This window comes from Enterobacter hormaechei subsp. hoffmannii, from assembly GCF_001729745.1.
Lineage (GTDB): Bacteria > Pseudomonadota > Gammaproteobacteria > Enterobacterales > Enterobacteriaceae > Enterobacter > Enterobacter intestinihominis.
In genome coordinates, this window is the sequence record NZ_CP017186.1 from 3,854,347 (window position 1) to 3,873,320 (window position 18,974).

Below are 18,974 nucleotides of genomic sequence, written 5' to 3' on the forward strand. Positions count from 1 at the left end.
AGAAACGCTATGGAACTGACTCCCAGAGAAAAAGACAAGCTGTTGCTGTTCACCGCCGCGCTGGTTGCCGAACGCCGCCTCGCGCGCGGGGTAAAGCTCAACTACCCGGAATCGGTCGCGCTGATCAGCGCCTTTATTATGGAAGGCGCGCGCGATGGCGAAACCGTCGCCTCGCTGATGGAAGCCGGCCGCCACGTCCTGACGCGCGATCAGGTGATGGAGGGCGTGCCGGAGATGATCCCGGATATCCAGGTGGAAGCCACCTTCCCGGACGGATCCAAGCTCGTCACCGTCCACAACCCGATCGTGTAAGGAGCGCGTGATGATCCCAGGCGAATACCGGATCCAGTCCGGAAACATTGCTCTCAACGTCGGGCGCGAAACCCGAAGTGTGATCGTGGAAAACCACGGCGACAGGCCGATCCAGGTGGGATCGCACTACCACTTTTACGAGGTCAACCCGGCGCTGAAGTTCGATCGCGAAGCCACCCGAGGTTACCGGCTGAACATCCCGGCCGGCACTGCCGTGCGCTTCGAGCCCGGCCAGAAGCGGGAAGTGACGCTGGTGCAGGTGACGGGCGCACAGCGCATTTTCGGCTTTCGCGGCGAGGTCATGGGCGAGGTGAAACATGGCTGAGATTTCACGCCAGGCGTATGCCGATATGTTCGGCCCCACTACCGGGGATAAAGTGCGGCTGGCCGACAGCGAGCTGTGGATCGAAGTGGAGGACGATCTCACGATCTACGGCGAAGAGGTTAAATTCGGCGGCGGAAAAGTGATCCGCGACGGCATGGGACAGGGGCAGATGACCGCCGACGACTGCGTGGATCTGGTGCTCACCAACGCGCTGATTGTCGATCACTGGGGGATTGTGAAAGCGGATATCGGCATAAAAGATGGGCGGATCTTCGCCGTCGGCAAAGCCGGAAACCCGGACATTCAGCCCGGCGTGACGATCCCGATTGGCGCGGCAACGGAAGTGATCGCCGCCGAAGGGAAGATCGTCACCGCTGGCGGGATCGACACCCACATCCACTGGATCTGTCCGCAGCAGGCGGAAGAGGCGCTGGTCTCCGGCGTCACCACCATGATCGGCGGCGGCACCGGCCCTGCGGCAGGTACAAACGCCACCACCTGCACGCCGGGGCCGTGGTATATCGCCCGCATGTTGCAGGCCGCCGATACGCTGCCGGTGAATATTGGCCTGCTGGGCAAAGGGAACGGTTCAAACCCGGACGCGCTGCGCGAGCAGATCGCGGCTGGCGCCATCGGGCTTAAGATCCACGAAGACTGGGGCGCGACGCCTGCGGCAATCAACTGCTCGCTGGAGGTCGCTGAAGAGATGGATATTCAGGTGGCGCTACACAGCGACACGCTGAACGAGTCCGGTTTTGTCGAAGACACGCTGGCCGCCATCGCCGGGCGCACCATCCACACCTTCCACACCGAAGGGGCGGGCGGCGGCCATGCGCCGGATATCATCACCGCCTGCGCGCACCCGAATATTTTGCCCTCCTCCACCAACCCGACGCTGCCCTACACGGTGAATACCATCGACGAGCACCTGGACATGCTGATGGTCTGTCACCATCTCGACCCGGATATCGCCGAGGACGTGGCGTTTGCGGAATCCCGTATTCGTCGGGAAACCATCGCCGCCGAAGACGTGCTGCACGATATCGGCGCGTTCTCGCTCACCTCGTCAGATTCACAGGCCATGGGCCGCGTGGGGGAAGTGATTATCCGCACCTGGCAGGTGGCGCACCGCATGAAGGTGCAGCGCGGCGCACTGCCGGAAGAGACCGGCGAGAACGACAACTTCCGCGTGAAGCGCTATGTCGCCAAATACACCATTAATCCGGCTCTTACCCACGGCATCGCCCATGAGGTCGGTTCTATTGAGGCGGGCAAGCTGGCGGATCTGGTGGTCTGGTCCCCCGCTTTCTTTGGCGTCAAACCGGCCACCATCGTCAAAGGCGGGATGATCGCCTGCGCGCCGATGGGCGACATCAACGCCTCGATCCCCACGCCGCAGCCGGTGCATTACCGCCCGATGTTTGGTGCACTTGGTGCCGCACGCCACGCCACGCGGCTGACGTTTGTCTCGCAGGCCGCTGATGCCAGCGGCATTCCGCAGCGGCTCGGATTGCAAAGCGCCACTGCGGTGGTGAAAGGCTGCCGGACGGTGAAAAAGGCCGACATGATCCACAACGATTTACAGCCGAATATCACCGTTGACTCGCAAACCTATGAGGTTCGCGTCGACGGCGAATTGATCACCAGCGAACCGGCAGAAGTTTTGCCGATGGCGCAACGCTATTTTCTGTTTTGAGGAGTGATGATGATTTATTTAACCCAACGCCTGGACCACGCGCACCCCGTCACCGCCAGCGTTACGCTGCCGATTGACGTGCGGGTAAAAAGCCGCGCCCGCGTGGCGCTGAACGACGGCCGCGAAGCCGGGCTAATGCTGCCGCGCGGCCTGCTGCTGCGCGGGGGCGACCTGCTGACTACCGACGATGGCAGCGAAGTGATCGAAGTGATCGCCGCCCCGGAGTCGGTTTCCGTGGTGCGCTGTGCCGACCCGTTCCTGCTCGCCCGCGCCTGTTATCACCTGGGCAACCGCCACGTACCGCTGCAAATCATGCCCGGCGAAATGCGCTACCACCACGATCACGTTCTCGACGACATGCTACGTCAGTTCGGGCTGGAGGTGACCTTCGCCAGCCTGCCCTTTGAACCAGAAGCGGGCGCTTACACCAGCGATGCCCACAGTCATGGCCACTCCCACGCTCATTCACATTAAGGACTCATCATGCGTAAGTATTTACCGCTGTTTCTGCTGGCCTTTTCCGTTCCGGCGCTTGCCCATCCCGGGCACGGAACCGACAGCTTTCAGGCAGGTTTTCTCCATCCGCTGACCGGGCTGGATCACCTGCTGATGCTGACGGGGGCTGGCGTGCTGTCCGCCCTGAGCGGCCGCAAGCTGCTGCTGCCGTTAGCAACGCTCGGCATGATGCTGGCTGGCGCCGTTACGGGCAGCCTGCTCGGCGGCTTTAGCGGCATGGAGATGCTGATTATCGCCTCACTGGCGGTCTGCGGCGTGATGATGTTTAAGACTGAAAATCGCCTGCTGCTGGCGGTTCCAGCCCTGGCGATGTTCCACGGCTGGGCGCACGGCGTGGAGATGTCCGGCCACAGCTTCTGGCTCTTTACCAGCGGATTTATGTTAGCCAGTGCCACGGTGCTGTGCGCCAGCTTCGCGGCAGGGCTGCTGCTGCGCCGTCACGACGGCCTGCGTAAGACCTTCGGCGGCGGGCTGATCGTCTCTGCCCTGCTGGCGCTGATGAGCTGATGGAGCACGCCCGCCAGCGGCTGCGCCTGATGCAGCTCTCCAGCAGTAGCCTGCCGGTCGGATCGTATACCTGGTCACAGGGGCTGGAGTGGGCTGTCGAGGCCGGGTGGATCACGGACGCTGAGGCCTTCAGGCGCTGGCAGATCCAGCAAATGGAGCAGAGCTTTTTCTGCGTCGACCTGCCGCTGTTTATCCGCCTGTATCATGCCTGCGAGAAGCAGGAGGTCGCGACAGCAAAACGCTGGACGGCATACCTGCTCGCCTGTCGGGAAACGCGCGAACTGCGCGAGGAAGAACGCAACCGCGGCGCGGCCTTTACGCGCCTGGTTAAAAGCTGGGAACCCGCCTGCCCGCCAGAATGGCTGCCGCTGTTGATGCAGAGCCAGCTCGGCGGTATGGCGTGGCTCGGCGTGCGCTGGGGCATTAGCGCGCGCGAGCTGGCGCTGAGCCTCGGCTACAGCTGGATTGAGAGCGCGGTGATGGCGGGCGTCAAGCTGGTGCCGTTTGGGCAGCAGGCCGCACAACAGCTGATTATCGACCTGAGCGACCATTTTGCCGCTGGGTTTGAACAGGCATTTTTACGTGGCGACGACGCGCTGGGGGCAGCTACGCCGCTGTCCGCCATCGCCTCCGCACGCCACGAAACCCAATATTCACGACTATTCCGTTCCTGAGGAGTCAATATGGCTGATTACAAACATCCCCTGCGCGTTGGCGTGGGCGGCCCGGTAGGGTCGGGCAAAACCGCCCTGCTGGAAGCGCTCTGCAAGGCGATGCGCGACACCTATCATCTTGCGGTGGTGACTAACGATATCTACACCAAAGAGGATCAGCGCATCCTGACCGAGGCGGGTGCGCTTGAGCCAGAGCGCATCGTAGGGGTGGAAACGGGCGGCTGTCCGCACACCGCCATCCGCGAAGATGCCTCAATGAACCTGGCAGCGGTGGAAGCCTTGAGCGAGAAGTTCGGCAATCTGGATCTGATCTTCGTCGAAAGCGGCGGGGATAACCTGAGCGCGACCTTCAGCCCGGAGCTGGCGGACCTCACCATCTACGTGATCGACGTGGCCGAGGGGGAAAAAATCCCGCGCAAAGGCGGGCCGGGGATCACCAAATCCGATTTTCTGGTGATCAATAAAACCGACCTCGCGCCGTACGTGGGGGCGTCGCTGGAGGTAATGGAGCGAGACACTAATCGCATGCGCGGCGAGCGTCCGTGGACCTTTACCAACCTGAAGGCGGGTGACGGGCTGGCGACGATTATTGCGTTTCTGGAAGAGAAAGGGATGCTGCGGATGTAGTGCGGTTTATTGCCGGGTGGCGGCTTCGCCTGACCCGGCCTACGATTTTTGCAGACCCGGTAAGCCCAGGGTATGAACCGGGAACATGGGTAACACTTTAGACCGGATACATGGGTAACAGTTATAACTGGCATAGAAGAGGAGACTCGCTATGCCCTGGACTGAGACCCGACCTATGCAACGCCTTGATTTCATCCGTGCCTGCCATGCAGGTACGGATTCTTTTTCTGCCCTCTGCCGTCTCTTCGGCATCAGTCGAAAAACCGGTTACAAATGGCTTCAGCGTTTTGACCCCTCTGACCTGTCATCTCTCTCTGACCGGTCACGTGCTCCGCACTCCCACTCCCGGACAGTTCCTGATGATATCGCCGGGCAGCTTACGGCCCTGAGGCAAAAACACCCTGACTGGGGCCCCAAAAAACTGCGGATGTGGCTGCTCAATCATCACGTCGATTTTACCGTCCCCGCTGCCAGTACTATCGGCGATATCCTCAAGCGTGAAGGCCTGGTTCCGGATAAAAAGCGAAAACGCAGAACCCCGGGCAATCGCCAGCCCCTGACCATCATCAGTGAGAACAATCAGGTCTGGAGCGCTGATTTTAAAGGCAAGTTCAGGCTGCTGAGCCGGAAATACTGTCATCCCTTCACCCTCACCGACAATCACAGCCGGTATCTTCTGAGCTGCCGGGGAGCAGACCGGGAGAGCGAGCCCTTCGTCAGGCAGTGCCTGACGGATGCGTTCCTGGAGTACGGTCTGCCGGAAGTCCTGAGAACGGATAATGGTCAGCCTTTCGCAGGAACAGGTATCGTCGGGTTAAGTCGCCTTGCAGTCTGGCTGATAAAGCTGGGCATCAGACCGGAACGCATCAGAAAGGGGCATCCGGAAGAAAACGGCCGTCATGAGCGAATGCATCGTTCGCTGAAAAGTGCAGTAAAACAGGGCAACATATTTATGACGATGGAAGAACAACAGCGGTGGTTCAGTGGCTACCGGGAAGAGTTTAACTATGAAAGGCCACATGAAGCCCTGGCGGGTGCAACGCCCGGAACGGTATGGCAACCCTCAGGCCGGCACTGGGATGGCAGGGTTCCTGAATATGCTTATCCGGAAGGAGGTACGGTCTACAGGGTGAAATCAAGGGGGACACTCTATATGGGGAAAAAGGGGACGGTGTTCCTGAGTGAAGCGCTGACTGATGAGTACATCATGCTGGAAGAACAAGATGATGGCCTGGAGGCCATCATCTTTAATGGAATAACGCTTGCGTACTACGACCGAAAAACCCAGAGTGTGCTCCGGATAGACTGAAAAGTGTTACCTATGTTCCCGGTCTGATCTGTTACCTATGTATACGGTCATACACCAGCGCCACCGGGCAAAAGACTTACGCCTCAGGCAGCTCCGCCAGCGGCCAGCGCGGACGCACGGACACGCTCAGGTCAGCCGTGGCGCCAGCGTTCAGGCGCACCATCCCGGCGTAGGCGATCATCGCCCCGTTATCGGTACAAAATTCCGGACGCGCGTAGAACACTTCCCCACGACGCTTTTGCATCATTTCGGCAAGCTTCGCGCGCAGCGTACGGTTGGCGCTCACGCCACCGGCCATCACCAGGCGCTTAAAGCCCGTCTGATCCAGCGCACGCTTGCACTTGATCATCAGCGTATCCACCACCGCATCTTCGAACGCGCGGGCGATGTCGGCACGCGTCTGCTCGCTGTCGTCGTTATTGCGAATGGTGTTCGCCGCGAAGGTTTTCAGACCGGAGAAACTAAAATCCAGCCCCGGACGATCGGTCATCGGACGCGGGAAGACAAAGCGCCCTTCCGTTCCCTGCGCGGCCATTTTCGACAGCATCGGGCCGCCAGGATAATCCAGGCCAAGCAGCTTGGCAGTTTTGTCGAAGGCTTCACCGGCCGCGTCGTCGATCGATTCGCCCAGCAGCTCATACTTGCCAATGCCCGTTACGCTAATCAGCTGCGTATGACCGCCGGAGACCAGCAGCGCCACAAACGGGAACGCTGGCGGATTGGCTTCCAGCATCGGAGCCAGAAGATGTCCTTCCATATGGTGAACCGGAATGGCCGGAACGTCCCACGCGAAGGCCAGCGAACGCCCTACCGTTGCGCCGACCAGCAGCGCGCCAACCAGGCCCGGTCCTGCAGTATAGGCCACGGCATCAATATCTTTTGCACTTAACCCGGCCTCTTTCAGTGCCGCCTTAATCAGGGGAACCGTTTTACGCACGTGGTCACGAGAGGCCAGTTCAGGCACGACGCCGCCGTAGTCAGCGTGCAATTTCACCTGACTATACAGTTGGTTGGCCAGAAGCCCTTTTTCGTCGTCGTAAATCGCGATGCCGGTTTCATCGCAGGATGTTTCAATACCCAGTACACGCATGACTTGTTTTACCTCGTTTCAATACCGCGCAGTGTAGAGCCTGGGCGGGTTGATGTAAAACTTTGTTCGCCCCAGGAAGAAGCCTCGTGTATACTCTTCCCCCTTATAAAAGTCCCTTTCAAAATCGCATCGGTGCTTTACAAAGCAGCAGCATTTGCAGTAAAATTCCGCACCATTTTGAAATAAGCTGGCGTTGATGCCAGCGGCAAACCGAATTTATTAAAGGTGAGAGTTACATGCCGGTAATTAAAGTACGTGAAAACGAGCCGTTCGACGTAGCACTGCGTCGCTTCAAACGTTCATGCGAGAAAGCAGGTGTTCTGGCTGAAGTTCGTCGTCGTGAGTTTTATGAAAAACCAACGACCGAACGTAAGCGCGCTAAAGCTTCCGCTGTGAAACGTCACGCGAAGAAACTGGCTCGCGAAAACGCACGCCGTACTCGTCTGTACTAATCTGTTGAGGGCCACAGCCCTCAATTGACAGACAGAGTTGTAGTCGTAAGGCCGTGCTTCCGGAAGGAATGCGCGGCTTGTTTTCGTTTATAAGTCGCTTAAATTTTTGGGGCATATGGCCGGAAGAATCCCACGCGTTTTCATCAATGACCTGCTTGCCAGAACCGACATCGTCGATCTCATCGACGCGCGGGTGAAGCTAAAAAAGCAGGGCAAGAACTACCATGCGTGCTGTCCGTTCCATAACGAAAAAACCCCCTCTTTCACCGTAAACGGTGAAAAGCAGTTCTACCATTGCTTCGGCTGTGGCGCACACGGTAATGCCGTCGATTTTTTGATGAACTACGACAAGCTCGAGTTCGTTGAAACCGTCGAAGAGCTGGCGGCGATGCATAACCTTGAAGTGCCGTATGAAGCAGGCAGTGGGCCAAGTCAGATCGAGCGCCATCAGCGGCAAACGCTATATCAGTTGATGGATGGCCTGAATTCGTTTTACCAACAGTCTCTTAAGCACTCTGCGGCTGAGCCTGCGCGTCAGTATCTGAACAAGCGCGGACTGAGCGACGATGTGATTGCGCGTTTCGCTATTGGTTACGCCCCGCCCGGCTGGGACAACGTGTTAAAGCGTTTTGGCGGCAATAGCGAAGATCGTAAATCCCTCATCGACGCAGGCATGCTGGTCACCAACGACCAGGGACGAAGCTACGACCGCTTCCGTGAACGGGTGATGTTCCCGATCCGCGACAAGCGTGGCCGGGTGATAGGTTTTGGTGGTCGCGTGCTGGGTGATGCCCTGCCGAAATACCTTAACTCCCCGGAAACCGATATTTTCCATAAGGGCCGCCAGCTTTACGGTCTTTATGAGGCACAGCAGGATAATGCGGAACCTCCGCGTCTTCTGGTCGTCGAAGGCTATATGGATGTTGTTGCGCTGGCGCAGTACGACATTAACTATGCCGTTGCGTCGCTGGGAACGTCCACCACGGCGGACCATATCCAGTTGCTGTTCCGCGTCACCAACAACGTGATTTGCTGTTACGACGGTGACCGCGCAGGACGCGACGCCGCCTGGCGAGCGCTGGAAACCGCGTTGCCGTATATGACCGACGGGCGTCAGCTACGCTTTATGTTCCTGCCCGACGGTGAAGACCCGGATACGCTGGTGCGTAAAGAGGGCAAAGCGGCATTTGAAGCGCGGATGGAGCAGGCACAGCCGCTCTCCACGTTTCTGTTTAACAGCCTGATGCCGCAGGTGGATTTGAGTACCCCTGACGGGCGCGCGCAGCTCAGCACGCTGGCGCTGCCGTTAATCAGCCAGGTGCCCGGCGAAACGCTGCGCATCTATCTGCGTCAGGAGTTAGGCAACAAGCTCGGCATTCTGGATGACAGCCAGCTTGAACGTTTAATGCCTAAACAGGCTGAAAACGGCACGGTACGCCCCGCGCCTCAGCTAAAACGCACAACCATGCGTATACTGATAGGGTTGCTGGTGCAAAACCCCGAACTTGCTCCGCAAGTGCCGTCACTGGCGGGTTTGAACCACGAAAAATTGCCCGGACTTGGCTTATTTTCAGAATTGGTCAACACTTGTTTGTCGCAGCCAGGTCTGACCACCGGACAACTTTTAGAGCATTATCGCGGCACAAAAGAGGCCGCTACCCTTGAAAAACTGTCGATGTGGGACGATATAGCAGATAAGGATATCGCAGAAAAAACGTTCACCGACTCACTCAACCATATGTTTGATTCGATGCTTGAGTTGCGCCAGGAAGAGTTGATAGCTCGCGAGCGCACCCATGGCTTAAGCAGCGAAGAACGCCGGGAGCTCTGGATGATTAACCAGGAACTGGCGAAGAAATAAAAAATTTAACGGCTTAAGTGCCGAATATCGATCGGGAAGCCCCCGGCAGCCGCACTGAGAGGCAGCGGCAAAAATATAAGTACGCCCTCGCTTTAAAGGTTGGCAGCCCTATCGCCGACACCAATCAAACGAATTAAGTGTGGATACCGTCTTATGGAGCAAAACCCGCAGTCACAGCTGAAACTTCTTGTCCAACGCGGTAAGGAGCAAGGCTATCTGACCTATGCCGAGGTCAATGACCATCTGCCGGAAGATATCGTCGATTCAGATCAGATCGAAGATATCATCCAAATGATCAATGACATGGGCATTCAGGTGATGGAAGAAGCACCGGATGCCGATGATCTGTTGCTGGCTGAAACCTCCAACAACACTGACGAAGATGCGGAAGAAGCTGCTGCACAGGTACTGTCCAGCGTGGAATCTGAAATCGGGCGTACCACTGACCCGGTCCGCATGTACATGCGTGAAATGGGTACCGTTGAACTGTTGACCCGCGAAGGCGAAATTGACATCGCAAAACGCATCGAAGACGGGATCAACCAGGTTCAGTGCTCTGTTGCCGAATACCCGGAAGCGATTACCTATCTGCTGGAGCAGTACGATCGCGTTGAAGCGGAAGAAGCGCGTCTGTCCGATCTGATCACTGGCTTTGTCGACCCGAACGCTGAAGAAGATATGGCGCCAACCGCCACTCACGTCGGTTCTGAGCTGTCTCAGGAAGAGATGGATGACGACGAAGACGAAGATGAAGAAGAAGACGACGACAGCAGCGACGACGACAACAGCATCGACCCTGAACTGGCGCGCGAGAAGTTTGCCGAGCTGCGTACTCAGTACGAAGTGACGCGTAACACCATCAAAGCGAAAGGCCGCAGCCATGCTGCCGCTCAGGAAGAGATCCTGAAGCTGTCGGAAGTGTTCAAACAGTTCCGCCTGGTGCCAAAACAGTTCGACTACCTGGTGAACAGCATGCGCGTGATGATGGATCGCGTACGTACCCAGGAACGTATCATCATGAAGCTGTGTGTTGAACAGTGCAAAATGCCGAAGAAGAATTTCATCACCCTCTTCACCGGCAATGAAACCAGCGAAACCTGGTTCAACGCCGCTATCGCGATGAACAAGCCGTGGTCTGAAAAGCTGCACGACGTGAAAGAAGACGTACAGCGCGGCCTGCAAAAGCTGCATCAGATTGAAGAAGAGACCGGCCTGACCATCGAGCAGGTGAAAGACATCAACCGTCGTATGTCTATCGGTGAAGCGAAAGCCCGCCGTGCTAAGAAAGAGATGGTTGAAGCGAACTTACGTCTGGTTATCTCTATCGCCAAGAAATACACCAACCGTGGCCTGCAGTTCCTGGATCTGATTCAGGAAGGCAACATCGGTCTGATGAAAGCGGTAGATAAGTTTGAATACCGTCGTGGTTACAAGTTCTCCACCTATGCTACCTGGTGGATCCGTCAGGCGATCACCCGCTCTATCGCAGACCAGGCGCGCACCATCCGTATTCCGGTGCATATGATTGAGACCATCAACAAACTCAACCGTATCTCTCGCCAGATGTTGCAGGAGATGGGCCGCGAGCCGACGCCGGAAGAGCTGGCTGAACGCATGCTGATGCCGGAAGACAAGATCCGTAAAGTGCTGAAAATCGCTAAAGAGCCAATCTCCATGGAAACACCAATTGGTGATGATGAAGATTCGCATCTGGGTGATTTCATCGAGGATACTACCCTCGAGCTGCCGCTGGACTCTGCCACCACCGAGAGCCTGCGTGCCGCTACGCACGACGTGCTGGCTGGCCTGACCGCCCGTGAAGCGAAAGTGCTGCGTATGCGTTTCGGTATCGATATGAACACCGACCACACGCTGGAAGAAGTGGGTAAACAGTTTGACGTGACCCGCGAACGTATCCGTCAGATCGAAGCGAAGGCGCTGCGTAAGCTGCGCCATCCGAGCCGCTCTGAAGTGCTGCGTAGCTTCCTGGACGATTAATCGGTCCTGAAATGAAAAAGCTCCCAATCGGGAGCTTTTTTTGTTTATTCCCTCTCCCTGTGGGAGAGGGTCAGGGTGAGGGTGAGGGCATCAGGCCGCAGAGGAGCTAAAGCCCCCTCACCACCAGCGCCTCATCAAGTTCCCGATACGCCTCCACCAGCTTGTCCAGCGTCGCCCTGTTCAGCCCGCTCGGATTCGGCAACACCCACACCTGCGTTACGCCAATGGTAATGTTCTGCTTACCCCACTTTGCACCGCGCTGGCTGAACGCCTGCTCGTACGCCTGTTTGCCGAGGATCGCCAGCGCCGCGGGCTGGTAGTCTTCAATCTTCTTCACCAGTTCCCGCCCGCCAGTACGCAGCTCATGCAGATTTACTTCGCTCGCCTGCACCGTTGGACGCTCGACCAGCATGGTGATGCCACAGCGCGTATCCAGCAGCTGCTGCTCTTCTTCCGGCTTAAGCTGTTTGTCGGTAAAACCGGCCTGGTGGATCACCTTCCAGAAGCGATTTCCCGGATGAGCAAAGTGAAAACCGGTGTGCGCCGAGGACTTGCCCGGGTTGATTCCGCAGAACACCACCCGCAGGCCAGGGGCCAGAATATCGTTGATCATCTCTACTCCTGTCTATGCATCTTAAGATAAGTATAAAGGATTGATTATGCGTTGTTTATAAAAACAGCAGGCAGGTGTGAATGGCTGGATTGATGAGGGGAGTTACTTTATAATTCACCGCCACGGCCCCTTAGCTCAGTGGTTAGAGCAGGCGACTCATAATCGCTTGGTCGCTGGTTCAAGTCCAGCAGGGGCCACCAAATACAGCAAGGGCTGGCGGGGAGTTACCCACCAGCCTCTTTTTTCCAGGGATATGCCGGGGATATTCCAAAAAATTAACCATAGTGTTTTATAGTTAATTTATGACCGTTCATACACTCCTGGATCTAATCAGCTTCATGCAGTAACCACTATTGCAAGGGGTATGAATGAAACGGATCTTCATCACTGCTTCGGTTCTGCTTGTCCCCCTCAATGATGCTTATGCTGGCTGTTCTGCTGCCAGCTTTGCGGCGTGTTCTTCCCTGGCAATATCAACCGGGTCACGTCCCAGCCACTGACCGGGCGGGGCAATCACCCTGTTCGAACCCGGTTGACAACCACAATGTACTTCTGACCCATGAACGGCTACGGGTACGCCGTGAAAACTTACACGCTGCTCATCGGGTCATTGACCCGACCGCAAGGGATTTTTAAATAAATATTTATCTATCGACTAAATTTCCCCTTGTCCCAGCTCTCGCCGCGGGCCGTTAAGTCAATTGACGGCACGGCCGCTATTCCCTCAGCATCATAAAAAAATGCGGACGTTGTAAAGCTGTACACTGTGCCGTGAACAGTAAATGAGATATTGTTGCCTATGCCTTCAACTTTTGCGCGGGCGGTATTCGCTGTAAGCGTGGGCGCGATATGTTGTTTTTCGAGAGCCACCAGCGGATCACCGTCAATCTTACTCGCTAAAAAATAACGATACACTTCCCCGGTGGTCATGTTCGAGCCGTCATACTCAGTAATGTATAACCAGGTCCGGGGCGTGAGCTGGCGAACTTGATATAGCCGATCACTAACAGTTAAACGCTGTATATGTTGGAAATAACAGTACCCCGCGACCGCCAGGGCCATAAGAATAGTGGCGATCCAGTGCAGCGTCCTAAAAGTGATGCTGTTTAACATAGTCGATGCCTTGCTTTATCCAAAATTGGTCAATCGGATCATCACCAAACGGCGGGGTCCCCGTGAAATTACCCCATTCGGGTCTTGATGTGCCGGCTTTCCACTGCGCTGCGCCGGCAGCAATAAGCAAAATCTTTGCAGGGATGCACGCTGCATAACCCACAGCGCCGTAATGGAAATTCCCGAAGTCAGCATAAGCCCGTTTATGTTGTTTGTAATCCCACGGCCCGCCGTTTCTTACTCGCTCATAAAACCACGTATACGTAAGCGGGGCGGCCATATTCTGGACTTCGTGACGCGCCCGCGCGAGCCTTATGTGTTCGCGCAATATCTCCAGCCCGCGGGGTGGATAAATCGGTATACATGCCATCGTTCTTCCTTTCTGCCAGGCAAAAAGGGCAACATAAGAGCAATAACGGTAATGCGTACTGCTGAAGATCAATTTATTAATTTTATTTGCAACATCAATAAGTAACGAAATTAAATAACACGAACCTATAACACAATTTGTATCACCTGCGATCCGTATTTAGTCATTAATGAGGGTTTACCCTAATGGAAATGGAGTTTTAAAAATGGCTATTCCTGCTTATCTATGGCTTAAGGATGATGGCGGCAACCCGATTAAGGGATCTGTGGATGTTCAAAATAGAGAAGGTAGTATAGAGATACTCTCTTTTAGTCACGGCTTGTTAGTTCCGACCGATAACAACACAGGCAAGATCACCGGCACGCGCTTACATGCGCCGCTCGTAATTGAAAAAGAGTTTGATAGCTCCAGCCCTTATCTCTACAAAGCGGTAGCCACCGGCCAAACGCTGAAAAGCGCAGAGATCAAGTGGTATAAAATCAACGATGCGGGCCAGGAGGTTGAATATTTCAATATGCTGCTTGAAAACGTCCGGGTAGTCAGCATTAACCCCGTCATGCATAACTGTAAAGAGCCAGCGTTACAGATACACAATCATAATGAGGGAATACAGCTCCGCTATGAGCGGATCACCTGGAAGTATTGCGATGGGAACATCCAATACTCGGACGCGTGGAACGAGCGGGTTACAGCGTAAAAAAAGGGCGGTTAATCCGCCCTGTATTGTTTTTAGTGCCAATTCTTTCGCCCCCTCGGTTTGCCAGCACGAGCCTCCCCTCAATGGCAACATCCCGCGCGATCTCCTGGTGTCAGCTCTCCGCACTTCTTATACATTTGGGGTATTTTAATCATGCTTAATGCTGTTAAGCATTCTCTGGCAGTTATTGCGGCGTACCGCTACCGCTGCATGCCTCCAGAACCCCAAATTTTCGAGTTTCTCGGCTCACGCATTCAAAAGTGAACTCTAAGGTCACATTTAACCCCGTGCTCCCCGTTCCAGAAGGAAGATTCAATAACTCTCACTCTTTCACAAACCCTAAAAACTAAAGAAATCCCCCATCGCGCCGATCATCATCCGTGTGTATTATTTCCTTTAGCTTTTACAACAACTAACCTTAACTCAAATACTTAAGCGCCAGAGCGAAAGGCATCATGAGCACACCGATCAAACGGCTAGAAATCATTAAAAATGCCATTGAGCTGGAAGATGACGACATCATCCGGAGCCAGTTGAAACGTCTCAAAGAGGAAGCCTTTGACGATAATCTCCTGTCCATCGTCGCGGCGCTTGAGCAGAAAAATTACACCGCAGCCCTTCGCGCTATCACCGCCTGGCTGCAAAGCCAGCGCGCCGTTACCCCGTGGCGTGACCCGCAACTGGCGGCCAGCAAGCTGGAGCTGAAAGCTCTGGAAGAGCGCTTGCGCGATCTGATTGATCGCCGTAACGCCCGGGTACAGCAGCTTGATGAATTCAACGATCTCTATTTCTCCCGCCTCGGGCCGTTGATGCAGCAGATCCTCGCCCTGCGTAAAACGCTGGCGGAGCTTAACCTGCGTCGTCAGCAGGCGGAGACGCGTCGTCGGGAAGAGGATTACCGCCGCTGCCAGGGCTATATGGCGCAGGCCGTAGAGGTTCTGACAACGCTCACCCGGCGCTGGCGAGATCTGCCTGCGGATTCCGTTCAGGCGGCAGAGGCGCGCAAGCATCTTCAGCAGCAAAGTAATCTGATTGCCAACCTGCTGGCCGAAGCGATGGAGCTGGAGACCGGTTTAACGCGTGAAGAAGAGCCAGCACGTCAGGCGCGCGATGAGGCCAACGAAGAGTACAAAAAGTATCGAGAACAGCATCATGATGCCGAGGTGCGCCTGCGTAAAGGCAAGGATCTCTCTGAAGAGGATCGGAACGAGCTGAAGCGGCTCTGGCGTCAGGCGAGCAAGCTATGCCACCCGGATCTGGTTGCCGATGATTTAAAAGAGGAAGCCAACAGGATGATGGTGCAACTCAACCAGGCCAAACAGCGCGGCGACGTGAAGGCCATTCGCTCGCTGGTCGCCCGTCTGCAACAAGGGTTTGAACCGATGATGGCGAGCGACAGGCTGAACGACCTGGAACGTATTCGCAAAAAAATGGCGCAGGTGCGTGAGCAAATCGACACCCTGGTGAACGAGCTGGCAGAGCTGGAGAAGGAAGAGTCCTGGCTGCTCGTCTCGTCGCTCAGCAATATGGAAGCCTACTTTGCCCAGCAGGAGAAAGCGCTGAGAGAGGTATGCGCCTCGCTCGAACATCAGGTGAGCGAAGCGCAGCTGGATCCCGCAGCCTGATTATTTGGCGTGCCAGTACGCACTGGCACGTACCAGCTGTGGGTCAATTGCGTCGGTTTCAAACTGACGGCTCAGGCGTTTCACCACCTTCCCCTCTCCGGTCAGCCAGATAAAGTAATCCTCTTCCGGCACGGCCAGCGCTGCAAGATGGTCGGCTACCGCCTGCTCGTTGTGGCCGATAACCCAGGTGATGTTGAACCCGCTCAGGTGCGCCAGATAGTCCTGGTACGCCGCATCGCCCACGGTGACGATGGCGTGGATCGCAGGGGGAACAGGCAGTTTTGCGATGCTTTCTAAACGGCGGCGCAGCGCGGGCATACCCGACTCGTCGCACACGTACAACTGCCAGGCGTAATCTTCCGGCACCACCAGCGAACCACGCGGACCGCCGATGGTCAGCTTGTCGCCCACCTTCGCCTCTACCGCCCAGTTGCTGGCAATGCCGCCATCATGCACGAAAAAATCGAGCGCCAGCTCGTGTTTTTCGTCATCGTACAGCGGGGTGTAGTCACGCGCCTGCGGACGCACCCCGTCGCCCCAGTCGATGCCTTCATCGGTCACCACAGGCGGCACGAAAGGGGTGCCCGGTGCCGGGAAAAAGACTTTGGTATGGTCGTCAAAGCCGCGAGAGCTAAAGCCCTCCAGCGCCTCGCCGCCTAGTACAATGCGCTGAAATCCTGCGCTGACTCGCTCAGTGCGCATCACGTTCAGCTCACGAAAACGCAGGTCATTGCGGACACGTTGAGGGTAACGGGTAGATGCCATGTTGATGCCCTTCTCAGGTGAATACGATATATCGGAATGAATTTTTAATGATAATGATTGCTATTAACTCAGAAATCAAGATCTTTTAGATTGCATCTGAATATATCTTAGATATAGTTTAGATATATCAAATTGAGGAAGAAACATGCGACACGAACACGACGGCGGCGGACGCCGGCCACGATTTTTTGGCCATGGTGATTTGCGGCTGGTGATCCTGGATATCCTGACCCGCAACGCGAGCCATGGTTATGAGCTGATTAAAGAGATCGAGAACCTGACGCAGGGACATTACACGCCAAGCCCTGGCGTGATCTACCCGACGCTGGATTACTTGCAGGATCAGGCGCTGATCACCATTACCGAAGAAGAGAACGGCCGTAAGCGGATTGCGATTAACGCCGCCGGGCAGCAATGGCTGGATGACAATCGGGAACAGCTGGAGCAGATCCAGACGCGTATCAAGGCGCGCTCCGTCGGGTTCCAGCTGCGCAAAAACCCACAGATGAAGCGGGCGCTGGATAACTTCAAAGCGGTTCTGGATCTGAAGGTTAATCAGGGAGAACTCAGCGACGCGCAGTTAAAACAGATTATCGGCGTGATTGACCGCGCGGCACTGGAGATCTCCCAGCTGGATTAAGCCAGCACGCCGTCGCTCACGCGGAACACGCGGACCAGCTCTTTCAGGTGCATCGCCTGTTCGTTAAGGGATGCCGCCGCCGCAACGGACTCCTCCACCAGCGCGGAGTTCTGCTGGGTGGTGGCGTCTATCAGGCCAATCGCGCTGTTGATCTGCGAGATACCTTCCGTCTGTTCATGGCTGGCCTGGCGAATTTCACGCAGGATGACGTCCATCTCTTCCACGTTGCCGACCATGCCGTTGATAAGCCCGCTGGCTTTCTCCACAAGGTTCATGCCGTCCTGCGTCTGGCTTGTGGAGCTTTCAATCAGCTGGCGGATCTCACTCGCTGATGTTGCACTTTTCTGCGCGAGCTGGCGTACCTCGCCCGCCACCACCGCAAAGCCGCGACCATGCTCACCTGCGCGCGCCGCTTCGACCGCCGCGTTCAGCGCCAGAATGTTGGTCTGGAAGGCAATGGCGTCGATCAGGTCGATAATGTCGGACATCCTGTTCGATGTTTCGTTAATCAGGCGCATTTTGCTGGTGACCTGCTTCATCATCTCGCCGTTGTTTTTTACCACGGCAGCCGCATCGGTAGACAGGTTCGTCGCTTCTCCGGTGTGGGACGCGGTGTTCTTCACCGTGGCGGTAATCTGCTCCATCGACGCGGCCGTCTGCTCAACGGAACTGGCCTGCTCCTCCGTGCGGGCAGCCAGATCCTGGTTGCCTGCGACAATCTGCGCGGCGGCGCTGGAGATGTTTTCCGATCCGGTTTGCACCTGCTGCACAATCTCCAGCAGGCGCGTTTTCATCTCCATCAATGCGGTGAGGAGCAGTCCGGTTTCATCTTTACCGTGCGAGGTAATGCTGCCGGTGAGATCGCCATCGGCGATGGCCTCCGCAAAATTCACCGCGTCGTTCAGCGGGCGGGTAATGGATCGCACAATGAACCAGCCAGTCAGGCTGGCTGCCGCGACGCTGAAAAGCGTAATCAGGATCAGCAGCAGACGATTAGTGCGGAAATCGCCTTCCACCTGCTCGCCCGCACTCTGCATTTCATGATCCTGGATCGCAATCAGCGCCTGCACTTTCGCTTTATAAGACTGTTGCAGGTCCAGGGTGTTGGTCATCATCTCGTTTATCGCGCCCGCACGGTCGTTATTCTGCACGGCCTGCAAAATGCGGTAGCGCGAGTCAAGATATTGCTGGCGTACGCCGTGGATGTCCGCCAGCACCTGTTGGGATTTTTTATCCTTGAGAGCGTTGTCCAGCTCGCTCAGGATTGCGGTGATGCGCTCGCTTATCGCCTTCAGACGCTGTTCTGATTGCGTCGTGTACATTCCCTGTTCGTCCAGCAGCATGAGCTGCTGCGTGCTGATAAATTCCTGGAAGTTGTCGATTAACTGGTTCGCTTTTACCGTAGTTGGATAGTCGCTGGTAATAATGGTTTGCATTCCATTGTTTGCCCGATTCAGGCTCATCAGAGACAAGCTTGCGCTGACGACCATCAGGACAATAAATAATCCAAACGCCAGAAATAATTTCGTGCCGATCTTTACGTCATGTATGAACATATTTACCCCATCGATGTGATTATTTCTCAGACGATCGCTGTTATCGGTAGGAAACGCGCTAACTTTATGACTTTGATCGTTTTTTTATTTCTCACTTTCAATGAATCCGGGGCATAGCAATTAAAAATCGGGTACTTTTTTTAGTTACTTAATATTTCATTAACAACATAACTTATTCTGAAAAACAAAAAAGCCGTTTACCCCGGAGGAATAAACGGCTTTATCGAA

Annotated in this window: 20 protein-coding genes and 1 tRNA gene; 15 read left to right on the forward strand and 6 right to left on the reverse strand. The window is 55.7% G+C overall.

Translation table 11 applies throughout. From position 1 onward, the window contains the following. Positions 1–9 precede the first annotated feature (9 nt). From BFV65_RS18125 to BFV65_RS18160, 8 genes are all read left to right on the forward strand, one after another. On the forward strand, positions 10–312 hold the full coding sequence (locus BFV65_RS18125) for an urease subunit gamma (protein WP_003862556.1): 303 nt from the start codon (positions 10–12) through the stop codon (positions 310–312). Between the two features lie 10 nt (positions 313–322). Continuing rightward, positions 323–637 carry an urease subunit beta gene (locus BFV65_RS18130; RefSeq protein ID WP_015571906.1) on the forward strand — a complete coding sequence of 105 codons (315 nt, stop codon included), beginning with the start codon at positions 323–325 and terminating at the stop codon, positions 635–637. Further along, the gene (gene ureC, locus BFV65_RS18135; RefSeq protein ID WP_058646839.1) at positions 630–2,333 is read left to right on the forward strand and encodes an urease subunit alpha; all 1,704 of its coding nucleotides are present in this window, start codon (positions 630–632) and stop codon (positions 2,331–2,333) included. Before BFV65_RS18130 ends, ureC begins: the two co-directional genes overlap by 8 nt. A 9-nt stretch (positions 2,334–2,342) precedes the next feature. Further along, positions 2,343–2,807 (forward strand): urease accessory protein UreE, encoded by a 465-nt coding sequence (gene ureE / locus BFV65_RS18140; protein ID WP_023298632.1) that lies wholly within the window; start codon positions 2,343–2,345, stop codon positions 2,805–2,807. Positions 2,808–2,816: 9 nt separating this feature from the next. Continuing rightward, a complete protein-coding gene (locus BFV65_RS18145; RefSeq protein ID WP_023298633.1) occupies positions 2,817–3,356 on the forward strand; it encodes a HupE/UreJ family protein in 540 nt (179 codons plus the stop codon). Next, a complete protein-coding gene (locus tag BFV65_RS18150; protein WP_023298634.1) occupies positions 3,356–4,030 on the forward strand; it encodes an urease accessory protein UreF in 675 nt (224 codons plus the stop codon). Before BFV65_RS18145 ends, BFV65_RS18150 begins: the two co-directional genes overlap by 1 nt. 9 nt (positions 4,031–4,039) lie before the next feature. Next, positions 4,040–4,657 carry an urease accessory protein UreG gene (gene ureG / locus BFV65_RS18155; RefSeq protein ID WP_023298635.1) on the forward strand — a complete coding sequence of 206 codons (618 nt, stop codon included), beginning with the start codon at positions 4,040–4,042 and terminating at the stop codon, positions 4,655–4,657. A 151-nt stretch (positions 4,658–4,808) separates the two neighbouring features. Continuing rightward, positions 4,809–5,966, forward strand: a complete 1,158-nt coding sequence (locus BFV65_RS18160; RefSeq protein ID WP_069596970.1) for a DDE-type integrase/transposase/recombinase — start codon at positions 4,809–4,811, stop codon at positions 5,964–5,966. Positions 5,967–6,042: 76 nt separating this feature from the next. Here the strand turns inward: BFV65_RS18160 and tsaD are convergent, their stop codons facing one another. Continuing rightward, positions 6,043–7,056 (reverse strand): tRNA (adenosine(37)-N6)-threonylcarbamoyltransferase complex transferase subunit TsaD, encoded by a 1,014-nt coding sequence (gene tsaD, locus BFV65_RS18165; RefSeq protein WP_048966111.1) that lies wholly within the window; start codon positions 7,054–7,056, stop codon positions 6,043–6,045. 236 nt (positions 7,057–7,292) lie between these two features. On the opposite strand from tsaD, the gene rpsU reads away from it, so the two are divergent. From rpsU to rpoD, 3 genes are all read left to right on the forward strand, one after another. Beyond that, a complete protein-coding gene (gene rpsU, locus BFV65_RS18170; protein WP_001144069.1) occupies positions 7,293–7,508 on the forward strand; it encodes a 30S ribosomal protein S21 in 216 nt (71 codons plus the stop codon). A 115-nt stretch (positions 7,509–7,623) separates the two neighbouring features. After that, complete coding sequence (dnaG, locus tag BFV65_RS18175) at positions 7,624–9,369, forward strand: DNA primase (RefSeq protein ID WP_003862574.1); 1,746 nt, start codon at positions 7,624–7,626, stop codon at positions 9,367–9,369. Between the two features lie 153 nt (positions 9,370–9,522). Then, positions 9,523–11,367, forward strand: a complete 1,845-nt coding sequence (rpoD, locus tag BFV65_RS18180; protein ID WP_069596971.1) for an RNA polymerase sigma factor RpoD — start codon at positions 9,523–9,525, stop codon at positions 11,365–11,367. Between the two features lie 106 nt (positions 11,368–11,473). Here the strand turns inward: rpoD and mug are convergent, their stop codons facing one another. Beyond that, positions 11,474–11,980, reverse strand: coding sequence for a G/U mismatch-specific DNA glycosylase (mug, locus tag BFV65_RS18185; protein ID WP_023298636.1), 507 nt, complete (start codon positions 11,978–11,980; stop codon positions 11,474–11,476). A gap of 124 nt (positions 11,981–12,104) precedes the next feature. Between mug and BFV65_RS18190 the strand changes: the two genes are divergently transcribed. Further along, positions 12,105–12,180: transfer RNA gene (locus tag BFV65_RS18190), tRNA-Ile, on the forward strand. Between the two features lie 448 nt (positions 12,181–12,628). Here BFV65_RS18190 and BFV65_RS18195 read toward each other — a convergent pair. Beyond that, positions 12,629–13,093: a hypothetical protein gene (locus BFV65_RS18195; protein ID WP_023307019.1), complete on the reverse strand. Its 465-nt coding sequence runs from the start codon at positions 13,091–13,093 to the stop codon at positions 12,629–12,631. After that, the gene (locus BFV65_RS18200; RefSeq protein ID WP_017692645.1) at positions 13,071–13,463 is read right to left on the reverse strand and encodes a polymorphic toxin type 44 domain-containing protein; all 393 of its coding nucleotides are present in this window, start codon (positions 13,461–13,463) and stop codon (positions 13,071–13,073) included. Before BFV65_RS18200 ends, BFV65_RS18195 begins: the two co-directional genes overlap by 23 nt. A gap of 205 nt (positions 13,464–13,668) precedes the next feature. On the opposite strand from BFV65_RS18200, the gene BFV65_RS18205 reads away from it, so the two are divergent. Both BFV65_RS18205 and BFV65_RS18210 read left to right on the forward strand, forming a co-directional pair. Then, positions 13,669–14,160, forward strand: a complete 492-nt coding sequence (locus BFV65_RS18205; RefSeq protein WP_045327447.1) for an Hcp family type VI secretion system effector — start codon at positions 13,669–13,671, stop codon at positions 14,158–14,160. 455 nt (positions 14,161–14,615) lie between these two features. Then, positions 14,616–15,785, forward strand: a complete 1,170-nt coding sequence (locus tag BFV65_RS18210) for a coiled-coil domain-containing protein (protein ID WP_022649453.1) — start codon at positions 14,616–14,618, stop codon at positions 15,783–15,785. Here the strand turns inward: BFV65_RS18210 and BFV65_RS18215 are convergent, their stop codons facing one another. Further along, positions 15,786–16,550, reverse strand: coding sequence for a siderophore-interacting protein (locus BFV65_RS18215; RefSeq protein WP_032626343.1), 765 nt, complete (start codon positions 16,548–16,550; stop codon positions 15,786–15,788). It lies immediately after the preceding gene. Between the two features lie 145 nt (positions 16,551–16,695). Here BFV65_RS18215 and BFV65_RS18220 point away from each other — a divergent pair, with 145 nt between their 5' ends. After that, positions 16,696–17,190: a PadR family transcriptional regulator gene (locus tag BFV65_RS18220; RefSeq protein WP_017382401.1), complete on the forward strand. Its 495-nt coding sequence runs from the start codon at positions 16,696–16,698 to the stop codon at positions 17,188–17,190. On the opposite strand, the gene BFV65_RS18225 is transcribed toward BFV65_RS18220, so the two are convergent. Then, positions 17,187–18,746, reverse strand: a complete 1,560-nt coding sequence (locus BFV65_RS18225; protein ID WP_069596972.1) for a methyl-accepting chemotaxis protein — start codon at positions 18,744–18,746, stop codon at positions 17,187–17,189. The genes BFV65_RS18220 and BFV65_RS18225 overlap by 4 nt on opposite strands. Positions 18,747–18,974 lie beyond the last annotated feature (228 nt).